Source organism: Arthrobacter woluwensis, from assembly GCF_030816155.1.
In the GTDB taxonomy this organism is placed as follows: Bacteria; Actinomycetota; Actinomycetes; order Actinomycetales; family Micrococcaceae; genus Arthrobacter_E; species Arthrobacter_E woluwensis_A.
This window is the reverse complement of sequence record NZ_JAUSXR010000001.1, coordinates 362,147-378,325: the sequence shown is the minus strand read 5'-3', so window position 1 is coordinate 378,325 and position 16,179 is coordinate 362,147. Positions and strand designations below refer to the sequence as shown.

Sequence of the window (16,179 nt, the reverse complement as noted above, 5' to 3'; positions counted from 1 at the left end):
AGGTGAGCTGGAGCACAAACACTGGATCAGGGAGTATTCACAACCACCGGATGCTCAATGGTCCGGACCAGCTCCCGTTCGGCGTCGCGCACGTCCTGCGCCACCTGCACGAACAGGGAGACGACCTCACTCGGGGCGTCCTCGCGCCAAGCCAGCGCGACCTCCGAACCCGGGTGCGGCTCCACCGGCACGTACACGAGACCCGGACGGACCAGATATCTCGCCATCGCGGCGCCGGTGAGCGCCGTCGCCACCCCGCTGGCCACCAGCTCCGCTTCCTCGGTCGGCGAGGAGGTCTCCACGATCCGCGCCGGATGCCCCTCCGTCCGGAAGGATGACAGGGACCAGAAACCGCGCCACGCGGCGTCGTGCCCTCCGCCGACGGTGAGCGGCTCGTCCAGCAGCTCGGTCGGCGAGATCATGGTCCGGTCCGCCAGCCGATGGCTCGAGGCGAGACAGGCGACCACGGGTTCCACGAAGAGGGGCAGGCGCTGCAGCCCGGCCAGGGAGAGCGGCGGACGGAGGATCGCCAGGTCACTGCTGCCGTCGGCCAGACCGCAGCTCGGGTCGCTGAGGGCCGCCTCCTGAAGGCGGAGTTCCACATCCGGATGACGCCGCGCGAACTCCGCCAGGATCGGCCGCGTCAGTTCCAGGGCCGAACCCACCACGAAGCCGAGCCGGAGCACCCGCTGGCCGGCGCGGCTCGCCAGCCGGACCCGCCGGAGCCCGTCGTCCCAGGCCTCCAGCACTCCCCTGGCCACTTCGAGGAAATGCTCGCCGTCCTCGGTCAGCTCGACGCGCCGGGTCGTCCGGTTCAGAAGGGTGACGCCCAGCTCGGCTTCGAGTTCCCGGATCTGTTTCGAGAGCGCCTGCTGGGCGACGAAGAGCCGGGCCGCCGCCCGGCTGAAGTGCAGTTCCTCGGCCACGGCCACGAAGTAGCGGAGGCGGCGGGTGTTGACGTCCATCACCCCCTCATTCTGGAAGCGGATCCCGCGATTGACAACAGCTAGATGTGAGTCGGAGCCGCCCGGGTGTTTCCCTGGACCGTGTGCGACGTGTCACAGTCGAAGTATGTCCGCCAGCACCGCTCCTCCCTTCAGTCTCGCCCTGGAGGACTCCGCGGCGGGGCGGAACGGCTTCACCGGCGCGGGAGGCTTCGCCGCCCTGAACCGCGCCACCGCACACCTCGAGGCGCCCTTCGCCGTCCTCAGCCTGCCCGCACTCCGCCGGAACGCCGCGGACCTGCTGAGGCGGGCCCACGGAAAGCCGATCCGGGTGGCCAGCAAGTCGATCCGCAGCCGCGCCGTGCTGCGGGCCGTCCTGGAACTCCCCGGCTTCCAGGGCATCCTGGCCTACGCCCTCCCGGAGGCGCTGTGGCTGGCCGAGGAATTCGACGACGTCGTCGTCGCCTACCCGACCGCCGACCGCGCTGCCCTGACCGCCCTCGCCCACTCGGCCCCTGCTCGCGAGCGCGTCACGCTGATGGTGGACTCGGTGGAGCAGCTGGATCTCCTGGCCCCGTTCGCCGGACCGGACGCACCGCTCCGACTGTGCCTGGACCTGGATGCGTCGCTGCGCCTGGCGGGGGGCCGTGCGCATCTGGGCATGCGGCGTTCGCCCGTCCACACCCCCGAGGACGCCGCCGCCGTGGCCGCCGAGATCGTCCGGCGGCCAGGGTTCCGGCTCGTGGGGATCATGTCCTACGAAGGGCAGATCGCCGGACTCGGGGACGCCTCAGGTTCCGCTCTGCACCGCGCCCAGATCCGCGCACTGCATGCCCTGTCCGGGAGGGAGCTCGCCGCGCGCCGCGCCGAGGCCGTGGACGCCGTGCGCCGGGAACTGCCCTCCGGCTCGCCCCTCGAATTCGTCAACGGTGGCGGCACCGGGAGCTTCGAGACCACCGGAGCGGAAGCGGCCGTCACCGAACTCGCTGCCGGGTCCGGGCTCTACGCCCCCGCGCTCTTCGACGGCTACCGCGCTTTCCACCCGGAACCCGCCGCCTTCTTCGCCCTGCCCGTGGTCCGCAAGCCCGCGCCGGGATTCGCCACGGTGCTCGGCGGGGGCTGGGTGGCGTCCGGCCCGTCCGGACGCGACCGGCTGCCCCGCCCCGTCTGGCCGACCGGCTTGAAACTCCTGGGCACGGAGGGCGCCGGCGAAGTCCAGACCCCCGTCCACGGGCCCGCCGCGGACACCTTGTCCCTCGGCGACCTGGTCTGGTTCCGGCACGCCAAGGCCGGCGAACTCTGTGAACACGTCGACACCCTGCACGTGGTGGACGGCGACCGGCTGGTGGCATCCGTCCCCAGCTACCGCGGCGAAGGAAAGGCATTCCTCGGATGAGCACGTTCGATTCCCTCAACCCCGCCACCGGCGCCGTCGTGGCCACCTTTCCTGCGGACGACGACGGCGCGGTGGCGGCCGCCGTCGACCGCGCGCGGGAAGCGGCTGACTGGTGGGGCGGGCTGGGCTTCGACGGCCGGCTCCGCCGTCTGCAGGCGTTCAAGCACGTCGTGGTGGCAGGCCTGGACGAGCTCGCGCGGCTCATGCGGGAGGAGACCGGGAAGCCGGTGGATGATTCCCGGCTGGAGGTGATGGCCGCCGTCGAGCACATCGACTGGGCGGCGAGGAATGCGCAGCGGGTGCTCCGGAAGCGCTCGGTGCGGCCCGGGGTCCTCGGTGCGAACCTGGCGGCGAGTGTCGAGTACCAGCCGCTGGGCGTGGTGGGTGTGATCGGCCCGTGGAACTATCCGGTGTTCACTCCCATGGGGTCGATCGCCTACGCCCTCGCCGCGGGCAACGCCGTGGTGTTCAAGCCCAGCGAATACAGCACCGCGGTGGGCTCCTGGCTGGTCGATGCCTTCCACCGTGCGGTGCCGGAGCTGCCGGTCCTTCAGCTCGCGACGGGGCTGGGCGCCACGGGTTCGGCGCTGTGCCGGTCCGGGGTCTCCAAGCTCGCCTTCACCGGCTCCACCGCCACGGGCAAGAAGGTCATGGCGACGTGCGCCGAAACCCTCACCCCGGTGGTCATCGAGGCGGGCGGCAAGGACGCCGCGATCATCGCCGCCGACGCCGACGTCCGCGCCGCGGCTCAGGATGTGGCCTTCGGCGCGTGGGGCAACGCCGGGCAGACTTGCATCGGCATGGAGCGCGCGTACGTGGAGGCCCCCGTGTACGACCAGTTCGTCGCGGAGCTCCGCCGGATCGCGGACACCGTCACGGCGGGGCCCGGCGACGCGGACCGCATCGGACCGCTGACGATGCCCAGCCAGCCCGGCACCGTGCTGCGGCACATCCAGGCCGCCCTCGCGGACGGCGGACGGGCCGTGGCCGGCGGGGAGGAGTCCGTGGCGCCGCCATTCGTGAAACCGGTCATCCTGCTGGACGTTCCGGAGGACAGCGAGGCCGTGCGGGAAGAGACGTTCGGCCCCACGCTCACGGTGACCCGGGTCGGGTCCGTGGACGAGGCCGTGGAGAAGAGCAACGCGGGCGTGTACGGCCTGGGCAGCGCGGTCTACAGCAGGGACCTCGGTCAGGCCGAGGCGATCGCGCGCCGGGTGCGGGCCGGCATGACGTCCATCAACAGCGTCATGTCCTTCGCTCTGGTTCCGGCCCTGCCGTTCGGCGGGACCGGCGATTCCGGGTTCGGCCGGATCCACGGGGCCGACGGACTGCGGGAGTTCGCCCGTCCGCACAGTGTGGCCCGGCAGCGTTTCCCGCTCCCGGTGCCGGTGCTCTCCTTCCGGCGCGAGGCCTGGCAGGTCCGGCTCATGGGGCGTCTGGTGAAGCTGGTGCACGGCCGCCGTCGCTGATCGTCACAGCGGCACGGGACGCGTGAAGAACTATTTGAACTGACCGGTCAGTTTAGATACTCTGGTGTCAGACGTTCTTCACGAAAGGCACCTCCCCCATGCTCGACGCCCGTGCGCTCCAGGTGAACGGCCGCAGGACCGACCTCCTGCCCGCCACCTCACTGCGTGTCTCCCCCGGCGAACTGCTCCTGGTCCGCGGCGAGAACCAGGATGACCGCACCGCCCTCGCCTTGACCCTCACCGGGCGCATGAAGCCGTCCTCGGGACATCTCTCCTGGGACGGCAGCACCAGGCTCAAGACCATCCGCAAGGCCTCCGCCCTGGTGGACGCCCCCGGCATCAACGAGCCCGAACAGCACCTCTCCGTCTGCGATCTGGTCACCGAGGACCTCGCGCTGATCCCCCGCCGCTACCGTGGCGCCCTGCTGGCCAAACCCTGGCTCAAGCTCAACTCCTTCGAGGACGTGGAGAAGCTCTGGGTGGACGAACTTCCCGCCGAACGCCGCGTGAGCCTCCTGACCCAGCTGGCCCTCGCGGATCCCGCGGTGGATCTGCTCGTGCTGGACTCCCCCGACCGGCACAGTGCCGACCCCGCCGTCTGGCTGGAGCGCTGCGAACAGCTGGCGTACGACGCCGGGCGGCCGCTCGCCGTCGTCGCGGTCGTGGCGACGCTGCCGGACGACTGGGAGGGCCCCAGCGCGGTGATCGGCAACTCCGTTCCGCACGCGGAGCTGCCGCCGGGAGCCGAAGAGAACGCGGACGAGGCGGTGGCCGCCGAGGCCGCGCAGGTCGGCGATGCCGCGTCGCATGAGACGCAGCCTGCGGAAGAGAACAGTGCGGATGAGAACGTGGAGGAAGCGAAGTGACCGTTCTACGCCTGGCCCGCTCCGAGCTCAAGCGCATGACCAGTGGTGTGCTGCCCAAGCTCACCATCGTCGCCCTGTCCCTGGTACCCCTGCTGTACGGGGCCATCTACCTCTACGCGAACTGGGACCCGTACAACAACCTGAGCGGCATCAAGGCCGCCCTGGTGGTCGAGGACACCGGCGCCACCCCGTCCAAGCCCGACGGCACCAAGGGCGAGGAATTGAAAGCCGGCGCCAAGGTGGCCGACTCCCTGGTGGATGCGCACCTCTTCGACTGGCAGCGCGTGCCCACCTCCCAGGAAGCGGATGAGGGCGTGCGGACGGGCAAGTACGCCTTCGCCCTGAAGATCCCGAAGGACTTCTCCAAGAACCTCGTGTCCCCGTCGACGTTCGACTCGGCACACCAGGCCATGCTCAACGTCACCACCAATGACGCCAACAACTACCTGCTCAGCACGATCGTGGACAAGCTCACCACCGCCGTGCACGCGAGCGTCGCCCAGGAGGTCGGCGAGCAGACGGCCGATCAGCTCCTGTCCGGTTTCGGCGTCATCCACCAGAACATGGTGAAGGCCGCGGACGGCGCCAAGACGCTGTCCAACGGCCTCGCCCAGCTCCAGACCGGAACCGCCGATCTGCACAAGGGCACGACCGACCTGAGCTCCGGCGCCAGCCAGCTGGTGGACGGCCAGGGCCAGCTCGTAGCCGGCGCGAACAAGCTCTCCGACGGCGCGAACAAGCTGAGCAGCGGGCTGTCCCAGCTCAGCCAGGGCGCCGCGCCGCTGCCGTCCAGCACCAAGCAGCTCGCCGACGGCGCGGCCCAGGTGGCCGCCGGCAACGCGCAGCTCAACGCCAAGGTGCAGGGTGCCGTGAAGGACCTCCAGACCGTGGAGACCCAGGCCGACGCGGACGTGAAGACCACGGTCAGCAAGCTCGTCAAGGACGAGGTCATCACTCAGGAGCAGGCGGACAAGATCCTCGCCGACCTCAAGGCGGTCCAGGGATCGAGCCCGGTCAAGGACGCCAAGGCGAAGATCAACGGCGCCGCCGCGGACATCCAGAAGCTCTCCGATGGCGCCGGGGCCGTGGCCGCGGGCGCCAAGAAGCTCTCCGACTCCGCCCCCACCCTGGTCAACGGCATCAATCAGGCCAACTCGGGCGCGTACCAGCTGGCGGACGGCGCGAAGACCCTCGCGGCCGGCGAGCAGAGCGCTTACCAGGGCGCCACCAAGCTCAACTCGGGCGCCACGCAGCTCAACGCCGGCGCGGCCAAGCTGCAGGACGGCGCCAAGACCGCCGCGAGCGGCGGCAAGGAACTGGCCACCAAGCTCGCGGAGGGCTCGGGCCAGATCCCCAACCCGAACGCGACCCAGCGAGAGAGCGTCTCCAAGGTGATGTCCGATCCCGTGGCCGTCGACAAGCTCGCGCAGACCAAGGCGACCACCTACGGCGCCGGCCTGGCCCCGTTCTTCCTCAGTCTCTCCCTGTGGATCGGCGCCTTCATGCTGGTGCAGGCCATGCGCCCGCTCACTCAGCGAGCTCTGGCGTCCAATGCGCCGTCCTGGAAGATCGGCATCGCCGGCTGGCTGCCCTTCTTCGTGGTCTCCGCCGTGCAGACGGCCCTGCTGTGGGCGGTGGTCACGCTGGGCCTGAAACTCGAATCGGCCAACCCGGCGCTGACGTTCGTCTTCCTGCTGTTCGCGGCGATGGCGTTCACGGCGCTCATCCAGGGCATTTGCGCCCTGCTGGGCACACCGGGCAAGTTCGTGGTGCTCATCCTGCTGGTGCTCCAGCTGGTCTCCTCGGGCGGCACGTTCCCGTGGCAGACCACCCCGGAGCCGTTCCACGTGGTCCACGACATCCTGCCGCTCGGCTACGTGGTGACCGGCATGCGCCACCTCATCTACGGTGGCGACCTGTCCATGGTGGCCCCCATCATGCTGGGCCTGGTGGGCTACGCGGTGCTCGGCATGGCGATGTCCACGCTCGCCGTGCACCAGCACAAGCTCTGGACCCTGAAGAGCTTCAAGCCGGAGATCTCGGTATGAGACCCGCCGAGCCGGCCACGCACCCGGGCCTGCCGTCGCTGGGCGGCGATGTCGGCGGACCCGGCCAGGAGCCTGCCGTGGCGGACGACGACGGCGCGGGCCGCCGTCGTCGTCCCCAGCGGACATCGGCCTCGCGGCAGAAGATCTTCGACGCTTCCATGCAGCTGATCGGCGAGCGGGGAGCCGCCGAAGTGACGGTGGACGAGATCGCGGCCGAGGCCGGGGTCTCCAAGGGAACCGTGTACTACAACTTCGGCAGCAAGTCCGAGCTGATCGCGCAACTGCTCCGGCACGGCGTCGACATCCTCCTGGCCCGTTTCGCGGCGGTGCCCGCGGTGGAGGACCCTGTCGCTGCCATGGAATCCGTGGTGTCCGAGGCGATCGCGTTCCTGGACGACTACCCGTCCTTCGGGCAGCTCTGGATGAACGAGAACTGGAAAGCCGAGAACGAGTGGCGTGACCTGATGCGGGAACTCCGCTCGGAACTGCTCGACGTGATCTCCCAGGCCCTGGACCGCATAGGCCAGCGATACGCGGTGAACCAGGACGTCTCCCGGAGCGGCCTGGAGGCGGCGATCTTCGGCGCGTGCTTCATCGTGGGGCTGGATCGCAAGAGCTTCCATCCGGGACGTTCCCAGGAAGCCAGCGTGGAGGCCATCATGACCTTCGTGAAGGGCTACCTGGCGCGCTGACGCCCGCCTGACCTGGCCCCGGCTCCTGCTCCGGCTACCGGGGACCAGGAAAACTGTCAGACCCCTCTGAAAGAATGAAGTCATGCGGTTGCTCACCACCAAGATCATGCTCGGCGCGGCTCTGGCCTGTGCCGCGCTCCTGATCCAGACGGTCCTGGCCCCGGAGACCCTGGGCCTGGTCCTCCTGCTGGTGTGCGCGTTCATCGGTTTCGTCTGCGCCATCGCGTCCGTCGCCATCCTCCGCCGTAATAAGGTGCTGATCGCCGCAGGAATCCTCACCACCGTCGCCGTCACGTTCGCCCTGGCGTACGTGCGGCTCTGGGGGCTGGGCTTCTCCGAAGGCTACGACCGGATGCACACCACGGGCCCCGGCGCGGGAAGCGATCTGTACTTCTTCCTCAGCCTCGCCGCGGGACTGCCGGCCGCGCTCCTGTTGTTCCTCGGCAGCGTGTGGCCCGTGAAGAAGCCGGGCGTCACCGGACGCAAGCGCCCCACCCGGACGGGAGGACGCCGCACCGCGTCCGGATCACGCGCGGCAGGCGGCAGGAGCGGCACCGCCACGCGGAGTGGCTCGAGCCGCCCGACGCCGAGGCCGACGGTCAGGCCCGCGGCACCTCGAAAGACACCAGGCGCGCATCCTGACCGTCCAGCTCCGCCCAGGGTTTCACGCTCTCAAGCACGGTGATCCCGCTGGTGGGGTAATGCTCCGCCATGTCCATATAGGCGGCCTGATCCGAATCCCGGTCCGCCAGGAGCAGCGCGAGATCCTGCACGCCCGGCATATGGCTGATGACCATCAGACTGGTCACGGTCTCCGGGACGTGATTGATGACCGTGAGCATCCGCCGCCCGGTCGCCGAGTAGAGCCCCGATTCGAGCTTTGGCGTCGGGGCCTTCTCCCCCAGCTCTTCGCACACCCAGGTGCACGTCTGGCGAGTCCGGACCGCGGTCGAGCAAAGAATGAAGTCCGGGACGTTGCCCGATTCCCGGAGCCACGCCCCGGCCGCCGCCGCATCACGATGCCCGCGGGGTTCCAGGGGCCGGTCGTGATCCTGGACGCCCAGAGGCCAGTCCGCCTTGGCATGACGCATGATGATCAGGCGCTTCACATGATGCTCGCTCATGGGAAAACACTATCCCTGCGGGGGGCGGTTCTCGGTTGAAGTGCGGGGTGGGGTGGGTGCCGCGGGCATCCTTCGGCGCCTGCGCTTCAGCCCCGCCGGCTTTTGCGGTCAGGCTCGCCTCAAGCTGTCAGAGGCGGGGCTTCCACGCGACAACGGCGCTCTCCGGATGCCCCCGGCACCCCACACACAGACCACCCGTCACGGTCGCAGGCCAGGTCACCCACTCGCTCGCGCAGGACCGGCCCCACTCACGGGTAATCCTCCATCAAGCCGGACGCACTCCCTCTGACCCGGAACGCGGAGAAGGACGGGGTTCCCCGAGAGCGCCGTTGTTGCGCGAAGGCCCCGCTGCCGCAAGCCCGGCCGAAGCCGGAATCCTGAGGTGCAGCGGGGCCGGAGCGCAGGCGCGGAGGGGATCCCCGTCCTTCTCACACAACCGAAAAACGTCAGATGGAGTACTCCGGCGCGGCCCAGACGACCACCTCGGGGTGCTCGTAGAAGCGGTAGCCCTGCCCGCGGACCGTGCGGACCGTGTTGGCCAGGCGGCCGAGCTTGGAGCGGAGACGGCGGATGTGCACGTCGATGGTGCGCTCGTTGGGAACCTCTTCGGCGTTGCGCCACAGGTTCTCCAGGAGTTCCTCGCGGTCCACGGTGCGGGTGCCGTTCTCCACCAGGTAGTTCAGGAGTTCGAACTCCTTGAACGTGAGGTTCAGGGTGTCGCCGTCCAGGTGAACTTCGCGGCGGGCCAGGTCGATGAGGACACCGCTGGGGCGCTGGTCCGGCACGGCGGCCGGTCGGGGCGCCTCGACGCGCTGCCGGTTGGCGACCGTGGGATCACCGAAGGTGCTGCGCACGACGTCGAGGGCGGAGCCGGGCGCGCTGGCCGGCGCGACGGCGACGGCGGCGTAGCTCTCGGCGCCCTGGACGAGCGACTGGGCGTAGGCGCGGATCTCCTGGGCGAGCTTGGCGATCGACTGTCCGGAGGCGGCGGCCGTCTCCTCATCGATACCCACGTAGAGGACGAACCCACGGGCGACCGTGGGCGTGCCAGCGGCGGCACGGGCCGGAGCTCCGTTGGCGCCGCGGGCGATCACCTGGGTCGGCGCGGTCACGGGGTGGCCTTCAGCAGCGGGCGTGCCCGGCTGCGGCACTGCGCGGAGCTGACCGTAACCCTGCTGGGGGTAACCGGGCTGCTGAGCAGGGGCGGGGGCTGCGAACTGGCCGTTGTAGCCCGCCGGGTACTGCTGCGGGGCGGCAGCAGGGCGGTTGGCGAATTCGGGGCGGACGGCAGGAGCCTTGTTGGCGTTCCGCAGGGAGATGTGGACGTATCCGGATGCAACTGACATGTTGTTCAAACCTCTGAGAGTGAATTTGCCGTCATCGCGGCTCGAATGTTGAGTCCCCGCAATGAATCAGGAAAGTGCCCTTCATTGGGCGGGGTGAGGACGGTTGCCTGAGCTGAGGGGTGGAGGTCAGGCGCACATTCGACAACAGCCAACCATCAGGCCAGCGGGTGCGCTGGAGAGGGTCGCTGCGGCTGCAGATGCTGTTGAGTTGGTATTCACATCTCCGAGTGTGCAACGTAACAAACCCAACTTGCAAGTAACAAAGCTCACGGCCGTCCACATCGTGAGACAAAAGTGTCCATTGTGACCGATCTCACCATTCTGAACAGAGGGGTTCTGAGATGCGAATCAACCCTTTCACGGTCAGATAAGACGCACATCGACGAATTTTCTTCACTCGAAGTAGGCCTTGCCGTCCAAAAGTTCAACTGTGAACTGAAACTCATGCCAGATCCACTTGACCGCATCGTGGACGCTTCGGCGTCGGACGGGCCCGATCGGCGGGCGCGAGGGTCACGAGCCGTCGTTACCTAAATGTGACATGAGCGCGTCCGCCACCTAGACTGGTCGTGGGGCAGAGCGTCCACCGGAAGAGCAGAGCACCACCTGGGTGTCTGCGTCCGGAGTCCACGGACCCGCCCCTTCCAGAAGCATGAAGGGTTGAGCATGACCGCGAACCGACCGCGGACCACCGACGGCCGAGCCGTGGCAGGGTCCCGCGCTGTACGCGCCACCAGGAGCACCCGCAGCGAGGACCACGCGGCGGGAGTCCGCACAGCGGCCACCGCTGCTTCCAGTGGACGCCAGAAGCAATCCGTCCTCAGCCAGCTTCCCAGCATCCTTCCGCGCACCCGCGGGGCCCGGGCCGCCGTCGTCGGCTCCGTCCTGACGCTCGCGCTGGCGGGCGGCCTCGCCACGCAGGCGTCGATGGCCGCTCAGGACACCCGGCCGGCCGCGCCCACCGTGCAGTCGGCGCCCGAGGTCAAGCTCAGCGCACCCCAATTCCGCAAGGTAAACAACGTCGGCCAGAAGTTCGACTTCTCCGTCCTGGCCACGCTCTCGTCCGAAAGCGTTTCGGCCGGCGCGGAAGCCAGTAAGTCCGCACGGGAGGCCGCTAATCAGGCCTCCGCACTGAAACAGGCCGTGGACGCCCTGAAAGAAGAGGCCGCGCCGCCCAAGACGGTGGACGACCCTGCAGGAGCACAGGCCTTCGCCGCGAGCCAGCTCGGCAAGTACGGCTGGGGCGCGGGCGAGATGCCGTGCCTCGTGACGCTGTGGACTCGCGAATCCGGCTGGAAGACCACCGCTCAGAACGCGGACTCGGGCGCCTATGGAATCGTCCAGGCGCTGCCGGGCACCAAGATGGCCTCGGTGGCCGACGATTGGCAGACCAACTACAAGACCCAGATCACCTGGGGTCTGAAGTACGTCTCCGAGCGCTATGGTTCCCCCTGCGGCGCCCTCGGCTTCCACTACGCCAACAACTGGTACTGAGCCACATCCGGCACTTCTCTGACGAGGCGCCGTTGATCGCCTCCGCAGGAGACGGACTTTCCTCAATTCTTTGACTTTGTCGCGTCACAGGCGGCGGCCAGGCGTCTAACTCTGTTCAAGTGGGACTCGTGCGTCGCCCAGTTCGACGTCGATTCCCGCCCGAGGACAGTGGCATGGGGGCGTGCCTCTACTCCTCGTTGCACTGCACATCGCCAACGGTGAGACATCATGTTTTTTCACATCGCGGTCCAGGAACCCGGGTTCCACCTGACGGACCAGCTCGCGCTCCCTCAAGGTCAGCCGCTTGAGACTGTGCGCATCTTCCTTCGTCCGAAGTTGCGCCCTCTCTCCGCGTCCTCATCGAGTTGCGCAACAGGATATGAATGTTTCACCGCGGGCATCATCTAGGGGTGGAAATGAAAGAGCTGAATTTCAGCCGAGGGAGGCGCGCCTTGGCATCCGGCCGGAAGGACCGCTATCCGGTGAGCCTTCCGGGCAGCAGCGCACGGCCATCGGCCCATGGCGCGTCGAGCGGACATTCCACTCAGGGCATCCCGCACCATCCGAGTGATCGGGATCTTGTTGCCTAAGCACAGTGACGTCGAGCTGCTCGCGCTGACCCGTTCCGGAGACATGGCCGCCTTCGGGACCCTTTTCGCCAAGCACCGCGCCTCCGCGTACCGGATCGCCTACGGCCTGACCCAGGACCACGGGGCCGCGGAAGACGCCGTGAACGACACGTTCGCCGCCGTGCTCGCGGCCATCAAATCCGGCCGCGGACCGCAGGGCGTGTTCCTCCCCTACCTCCTCTCGAGTGTTTCACGGACCGTGTGGAGGAATTCCCGCCGTAAACGCCGCGAAGTCCCTTCAGAGGACCTGGATTCGGTCGGGGATTCGCCTGAAGTCACCGATCGGGTCATCGCCGCTTTTGAGAATGACTCCGCCCGCCGCGCTTTTGAGTCGCTTCCCGAGCGATGGCGCATGATCATCTGGTATCTCGATATCGAGGATATGCAGCCCAAGGATGTCGCACCCGCCCTCGACTTGTCACCTAATGCCGCCGTCGTGCTGCATCGCCGGGCCAAAAGAGCGCTTCGCGTCGCATATCTCAGGGAACTTCTGGGAAAGCGCGAATCCGAAGACTGCCAGTTCACTATCGAATATGTTCCGTCATATCTCAGCGGCACTCTGACCGCTCGCAGGAAAACCTGGTTCCACCGGCACCTCGAGACGTGCACGACGTGCCGCAAGGCCATCACGGAACTCCTCGACAGCGGCGTCTTCCGTGTTCAGGATGCGAACCGGCCCCCGGGATGGCCCTGGAAGGACTACATGACGCACCTGATGGTCTGGACTTCGGCGACCCTGATCGTGGCGTCTCAAACCGCCAATCACGGCCTCGATCCCACCGGGCTTCTCCACCGGATCAATGCCTCCGTGATCAGTCATTCCGCAGCGGGCAATCCATAGTCCGGGTCATATATCTCCGCCGTGCGATACAATCAATTGGTATCCCGCAAAATGCCCGTTTTTAGGGGCATATTCACGCCAAGGAAGCACCTGAATGTCCGACGTGACTGGTCCACAGCAGTGCTGGCGTAACCTTTCCCTGCTGGGTTTCTCGACCCGCTGGATTTATGCCTGGCGGGCCCTGGATGCTGAAACCATTTCCACTCTCGTTCATGAAAACATCGAATTCCATCGCGCCTCGGAAGAGTTCTCGGAACCACTGAGAGGCGTGGCTGAACTCCTCACAGCGCTGGCCGATCCCGATTTTCGGTGGGACCTCGCCGAGGCGGTCCACCTCAAAGGTCTGATCACCGCGGAGAACATGCTCGTGATCGACTACCGCGACGAGGCGGGCACCTCATTCACCGAATCGCTGGAGTTCCTTGCCGGACGGGTCAGCCTGCGCCGGGTCGAGATCGACGCTTCCTGACGTGCCCGGCTGCCCGCCCGGAGCACTCGGCTCCGACGGGACCGCTGCCGGCAGGCCGGCCTCCCGGGCGTCGACGATGTCCTGGACCCTGCGGTCCATGTCGCGGCGAGCGCGGGCCATCGCACCGGCCAGCTGGCCCAGTGCGAGCACGCAGAGGGCGATGACGGCGGGCAGCACCGGAAGGACGTCAGCAGCCCACAGCGACAGGACGACGACGCCGCCCAGCAGCGGGAGCAGCCGCAGCCAGGATGCCGCCGCCGTATGCCGCGGGCGCGGATCGCCCGCTCGCCCCCTTGCGGATGCACTCATCGTGGACGCCTCGCCTCGTTCTCGGTCCTGCGGGAGCCGGTTCCGATGGGAACACGGCCATCGAGGACCACGTAGGTTCTCTCCCCGACACCGTTCCTAAGCAGGGTACCCGCCGGAGATGACGCGATCCTGAACAATTTCCGCCCCTACCCGGCCACGCGCCGTCGTGCGCTCACAGCGAGCACACAGCGAACGCCTAGGCAGAAGCGAAGGCGAGGGTCCAGAGTGGAGGTATGTCGCTGCCACCCTCACTCCAGTCCCTGCCACGTCTGACCCGCCCGGACGGCTCCCCGATCCGCGCCCTGGTCCTGGACGACGAGCCGATGCTCCGCGAGCTGGTCGCCATGGGACTCAAGCTGAGCGGCTGGGAGGTCCAGTACGCGGAGGACGGCCCGTCCGCGGTGCGGGTGGCCCGCGAGTTCCAGCCGGACGTGCTGGTCCTGGACATCATGGTGCCGGTGTTCGACGGCGTCGAAGCCCTGCAGAAGATCCGCACCTTCATGCCCGAAGTCCCGGCGCTCTTCCTGACCGCCAAGGACAGCGTGGAGAACCGGGTGGAAGGGCTGGCAGCAGGCGGCGACGACTACGTCTCCAAACCCTTCAGCCTCGAGGAGCTGACGCTCCGCCTGCACCGCCTGGTACAGCGTTCCGGGGCCACGGCCAAGGACGCATCGGAACTGGTGGTGGGCGATCTGGTGCTCAACATCGACTCGCGTGAGGTCCGTCGTGGCGGCGAGGAGATCCAGCTGACCGCCACCCAGTTCGACCTCCTGCAGTACCTCATGGAGAACCCGCGCCGCGTGCTGAGCAAGAATCAGATCCTGGACCACGTGTGGCATTACGACTTCGGCGGTCAGGCGAACATCGTGGAGCTCTACATCTCCTACCTGCGCAAGAAGATCGATGTGGGGCGTCCCGCCATGATCCACACCGTCCGGGGCGTGGGCTACGTCATCCGGCCGGGTGCGGAATGACCGCTCACCCCGCGCCTGAGGGCGCCGCTCCCCCGCCGCCACCGCCGCCCGGCCCGCCGTCCGCTCCGCACTCCGGCACGCACTCCGGCACCGGTCCTCGCTGGCGGCGCCTGAAGTCGTGGCCGCTGCGGACCAAGCTGGTGCTCGTCACCATGGCGCTGCTGACCGTCATCGCCGCGGTGCTCGGCTCCGTGGTCTACGCGACCATGGACCGGGTCCTGACCAAACGACGTCGACTCGCAGCTGCGGCTGGCGAACCACCGTGCGGCGGCGACCCTGGGCGGGCCGGTCGGGCCCGGCGGGTCCCCCGAGTTCCGCGGTCAGGCCCTCGGCACGATCACGGCCGTGTCCACGAGCGATGGCGCGCAGGGCGCCGCGGTGATCCTGCGCGACGACGGGCAGTTCGCCCCGCTGCCCACGAGCGACTTCCGCAAGATCGCGGTGTTCTCCGCCACCCCGGAGGCCTACCGGCCGGGCGCCGTCCCCGTCACCAACCGGCTCAGCGTCGGCGAGTACCGGATGCTGGCGTCCACCACCCCCAGCGGCACCGTGGTGGTCACCGGACTCCCTCTGGCCGGCAAGAACGACGCCCTCGGCGCGCTCGTCCTGACCACCCTCCTGGTGTCGGCGGGCGCCCTGGTGATCTGCGCCGTCGTGGGCACGTGGCTCATCCGCCGGACGCTGCGCCCGCTGGCTCAGCTCAGCGAGGTGGCCGGGCAGGTGGCGGAGTCACGGCTCGACGTCGGCGAGGTCGCCCTGGGCGTGCGCGTCCCGGAGAGCGCCACGGACCCCGACACCGAGGTGGGCAGTGTGGGGCATGCGTTCAACCGGATGCTCGACAACGTCTCCGGCGCCCTGGCCGTGCGGCACGCCTCCGAGATGAAGGCCCGGCAGTTCGTGGCGGACGCCTCCCACGAACTCCGCACTCCGCTGACGGCCATCCGCGGCTACAGCGAGATGCTCGGTCTGACCGAGTCCCTCAGCGATCAGGGCAAGGAGTCACTGTCCCGGGTGCAGAGCCAGTCCGTCCGGATGAACGCGCTCGTGGAGGACCTGCTGACGCTCGCCCGGCTGGACGAGGGCCAGGCGATCCAGGGCCGCCCGGTGGACCTCGTGCAGCTCGCGGTCGAGGAGGTCATGGAGAAACGCGCCCAGGACTCCGGGCACGACTGGCGGCTGGCGGTCCCCGCGGGAACCGTGGACGCCTGGGCCGATCCGGCACGGCTGCGGCAGGTTCTGGTGAATCTGCTGACCAATGCCCAGAAGCACACGCCGGAAGGCACCAAGGTGGAGGTCGGCGTCGCGCTCTCGGCCGACGGCAGGCCGACGCTCACCGTGACCGACGACGGCCCCGGCATCCCCGAGGAGCTGCAGCCCGAGGTGTTCTCCCGCTTCACCCAGGCGGACAAGGCACGGACGGGCGGCTCGTCCGGGCTGGGCCTCTCGATCGTGCAGGCGATCGTCCAGGCGCACGGCGGCATCGTGACGCTGGAGTCCCGGCCGGGCCGGACCGTGTTCTCCGTAGAGCTGCGCCCGGCCTGACGCGAGAAGCCAGCTGGGCACAGTGTTCGGCGTGAA

At 68.4% G+C, this 16,179-nt stretch carries 15 protein-coding genes; 11 read left to right on the top strand and 4 right to left on the bottom strand.

Translation table 11 applies throughout. The features are described 5' to 3' along the window. Positions 1-26 precede the first annotated feature (26 nt). Positions 27-965 carry a LysR family transcriptional regulator gene (locus QFZ52_RS01770; RefSeq protein ID WP_307495911.1) on the bottom strand — a complete coding sequence of 313 codons (939 nt, stop codon included), beginning with the start codon at positions 963-965 and terminating at the stop codon, positions 27-29. Between the two features lie 106 nt (positions 966-1,071). On the opposite strand from QFZ52_RS01770, the gene QFZ52_RS01765 reads away from it, so the two are divergent. The 6 genes from QFZ52_RS01765 (at position 1,072) to QFZ52_RS01740 (ending at position 8,100) form a co-directional block, all read left to right on the top strand. Beyond that, positions 1,072-2,340, top strand: coding sequence for an amino acid deaminase/aldolase (locus QFZ52_RS01765; RefSeq protein ID WP_307495910.1), 1,269 nt, complete (start codon positions 1,072-1,074; stop codon positions 2,338-2,340). Next, positions 2,337-3,809 carry an aldehyde dehydrogenase family protein gene (locus tag QFZ52_RS01760; protein ID WP_307495909.1) on the top strand — a complete coding sequence of 491 codons (1,473 nt, stop codon included), beginning with the start codon at positions 2,337-2,339 and terminating at the stop codon, positions 3,807-3,809. The genes QFZ52_RS01765 and QFZ52_RS01760 overlap by 4 nt, the downstream gene beginning before the upstream one ends. Before the next feature lie 98 nt (positions 3,810-3,907). Next, the gene (locus tag QFZ52_RS01755; protein ID WP_307495907.1) at positions 3,908-4,675 is read left to right on the top strand and encodes an ABC transporter ATP-binding protein; all 768 of its coding nucleotides are present in this window, start codon (positions 3,908-3,910) and stop codon (positions 4,673-4,675) included. Continuing rightward, positions 4,672-6,723, top strand: a complete 2,052-nt coding sequence (locus QFZ52_RS01750) for a YhgE/Pip domain-containing protein (RefSeq protein ID WP_307495906.1) — start codon at positions 4,672-4,674, stop codon at positions 6,721-6,723. Before QFZ52_RS01755 ends, QFZ52_RS01750 begins: the two co-directional genes overlap by 4 nt. Continuing rightward, positions 6,720-7,415: a TetR/AcrR family transcriptional regulator gene (locus tag QFZ52_RS01745; RefSeq protein ID WP_307495905.1), complete on the top strand. Its 696-nt coding sequence runs from the start codon at positions 6,720-6,722 to the stop codon at positions 7,413-7,415. The genes QFZ52_RS01750 and QFZ52_RS01745 overlap by 4 nt, the downstream gene beginning before the upstream one ends. A gap of 82 nt (positions 7,416-7,497) precedes the next feature. After that, positions 7,498-8,100, top strand: coding sequence for a hypothetical protein (locus tag QFZ52_RS01740; RefSeq protein ID WP_307495904.1), 603 nt, complete (start codon positions 7,498-7,500; stop codon positions 8,098-8,100). Here QFZ52_RS01740 and QFZ52_RS01735 read toward each other — a convergent pair. Both QFZ52_RS01735 and QFZ52_RS01730 read right to left on the bottom strand, forming a co-directional pair. After that, a complete protein-coding gene (locus tag QFZ52_RS01735) occupies positions 8,015-8,539 on the bottom strand; it encodes a SixA phosphatase family protein (protein WP_307495903.1) in 525 nt (174 codons plus the stop codon). The genes QFZ52_RS01740 and QFZ52_RS01735 overlap by 86 nt on opposite strands. Before the next feature lie 446 nt (positions 8,540-8,985). Next, on the bottom strand, positions 8,986-9,885 hold the full coding sequence (locus QFZ52_RS01730) for a winged helix-turn-helix domain-containing protein (protein WP_307495902.1): 900 nt from the start codon (positions 9,883-9,885) through the stop codon (positions 8,986-8,988). 666 nt (positions 9,886-10,551) lie between these two features. Between QFZ52_RS01730 and QFZ52_RS01725 the strand changes: the two genes are divergently transcribed. The 3 genes from QFZ52_RS01725 to QFZ52_RS01715 all read left to right on the top strand — a co-directional run bounded on the left by QFZ52_RS01725 (position 10,552) and on the right by QFZ52_RS01715 (position 13,318). Then, entirely contained in the window at positions 10,552-11,379 is an 828-nt protein-coding gene (locus QFZ52_RS01725) for a hypothetical protein (RefSeq protein WP_307495901.1), read from the top strand. Between the two features lie 567 nt (positions 11,380-11,946). Further along, on the top strand, positions 11,947-12,849 hold the full coding sequence (locus QFZ52_RS01720) for a sigma-70 family RNA polymerase sigma factor (protein WP_307495900.1): 903 nt from the start codon (positions 11,947-11,949) through the stop codon (positions 12,847-12,849). 94 nt (positions 12,850-12,943) lie between these two features. Next, complete coding sequence (locus QFZ52_RS01715) at positions 12,944-13,318, top strand: hypothetical protein (protein WP_307495899.1); 375 nt, start codon at positions 12,944-12,946, stop codon at positions 13,316-13,318. Here the strand turns inward: QFZ52_RS01715 and QFZ52_RS01710 are convergent. Further along, a complete protein-coding gene (locus QFZ52_RS01710; protein WP_307495898.1) occupies positions 13,247-13,627 on the bottom strand; it encodes a hypothetical protein in 381 nt (126 codons plus the stop codon). The two genes, QFZ52_RS01715 and QFZ52_RS01710, sit on opposite strands and share 72 nt — an antisense overlap. Before the next feature lie 233 nt (positions 13,628-13,860). Here QFZ52_RS01710 and QFZ52_RS01705 point away from each other — a divergent pair, with 233 nt between their 5' ends. Both QFZ52_RS01705 and QFZ52_RS01700 read left to right on the top strand, forming a co-directional pair. Further along, complete coding sequence (locus tag QFZ52_RS01705; protein ID WP_307495897.1) at positions 13,861-14,601, top strand: response regulator transcription factor; 741 nt, start codon at positions 13,861-13,863, stop codon at positions 14,599-14,601. A 345-nt stretch (positions 14,602-14,946) separates the two neighbouring features. Further along, positions 14,947-16,143: a HAMP domain-containing sensor histidine kinase gene (locus tag QFZ52_RS01700; RefSeq protein WP_307495896.1), complete on the top strand. Its 1,197-nt coding sequence runs from the start codon at positions 14,947-14,949 to the stop codon at positions 16,141-16,143. Positions 16,144-16,179: the final 36 nt, after the last annotated feature.

What these genes read in the sequence shown, in the direction of transcription:
- QFZ52_RS01740 (WP_307495904.1), top strand. Translation starts at nt 7,498, where the DNA reads ATGCGGTTGCTCACCACCAAGATCATGCTCGGCGCGGCTCTGGCCTGT.
- QFZ52_RS01765 (WP_307495910.1), top strand. Translation starts at nt 1,072, where the DNA reads ATGTCCGCCAGCACCGCTCCTCCCTTCAGTCTCGCCCTGGAGGACTCC.
- QFZ52_RS01760 (WP_307495909.1), top strand. Translation starts at nt 2,337, where the DNA reads ATGAGCACGTTCGATTCCCTCAACCCCGCCACCGGCGCCGTCGTGGCC.
- QFZ52_RS01730 (WP_307495902.1), bottom strand. Translation starts at nt 9,885, where the DNA reads ATGTCAGTTGCATCCGGATACGTCCACATCTCCCTGCGGAACGCCAAC.
- QFZ52_RS01715 (WP_307495899.1), top strand. Translation starts at nt 12,944, where the DNA reads ATGTCCGACGTGACTGGTCCACAGCAGTGCTGGCGTAACCTTTCCCTG.
- QFZ52_RS01770 (WP_307495911.1), bottom strand. Translation starts at nt 965, where the DNA reads ATGGACGTCAACACCCGCCGCCTCCGCTACTTCGTGGCCGTGGCCGAG.
- QFZ52_RS01745 (WP_307495905.1), top strand. Translation starts at nt 6,720, where the DNA reads ATGAGACCCGCCGAGCCGGCCACGCACCCGGGCCTGCCGTCGCTGGGC.
- QFZ52_RS01755 (WP_307495907.1), top strand. Translation starts at nt 3,908, where the DNA reads ATGCTCGACGCCCGTGCGCTCCAGGTGAACGGCCGCAGGACCGACCTC.
- QFZ52_RS01725 (WP_307495901.1), top strand. Translation starts at nt 10,552, where the DNA reads ATGACCGCGAACCGACCGCGGACCACCGACGGCCGAGCCGTGGCAGGG.
- QFZ52_RS01705 (WP_307495897.1), top strand. Translation starts at nt 13,861, where the DNA reads ATGTCGCTGCCACCCTCACTCCAGTCCCTGCCACGTCTGACCCGCCCG.
- QFZ52_RS01735 (WP_307495903.1), bottom strand. Translation starts at nt 8,539, where the DNA reads ATGAGCGAGCATCATGTGAAGCGCCTGATCATCATGCGTCATGCCAAG.
- QFZ52_RS01710 (WP_307495898.1), bottom strand. Translation starts at nt 13,627, where the DNA reads ATGAGTGCATCCGCAAGGGGGCGAGCGGGCGATCCGCGCCCGCGGCAT.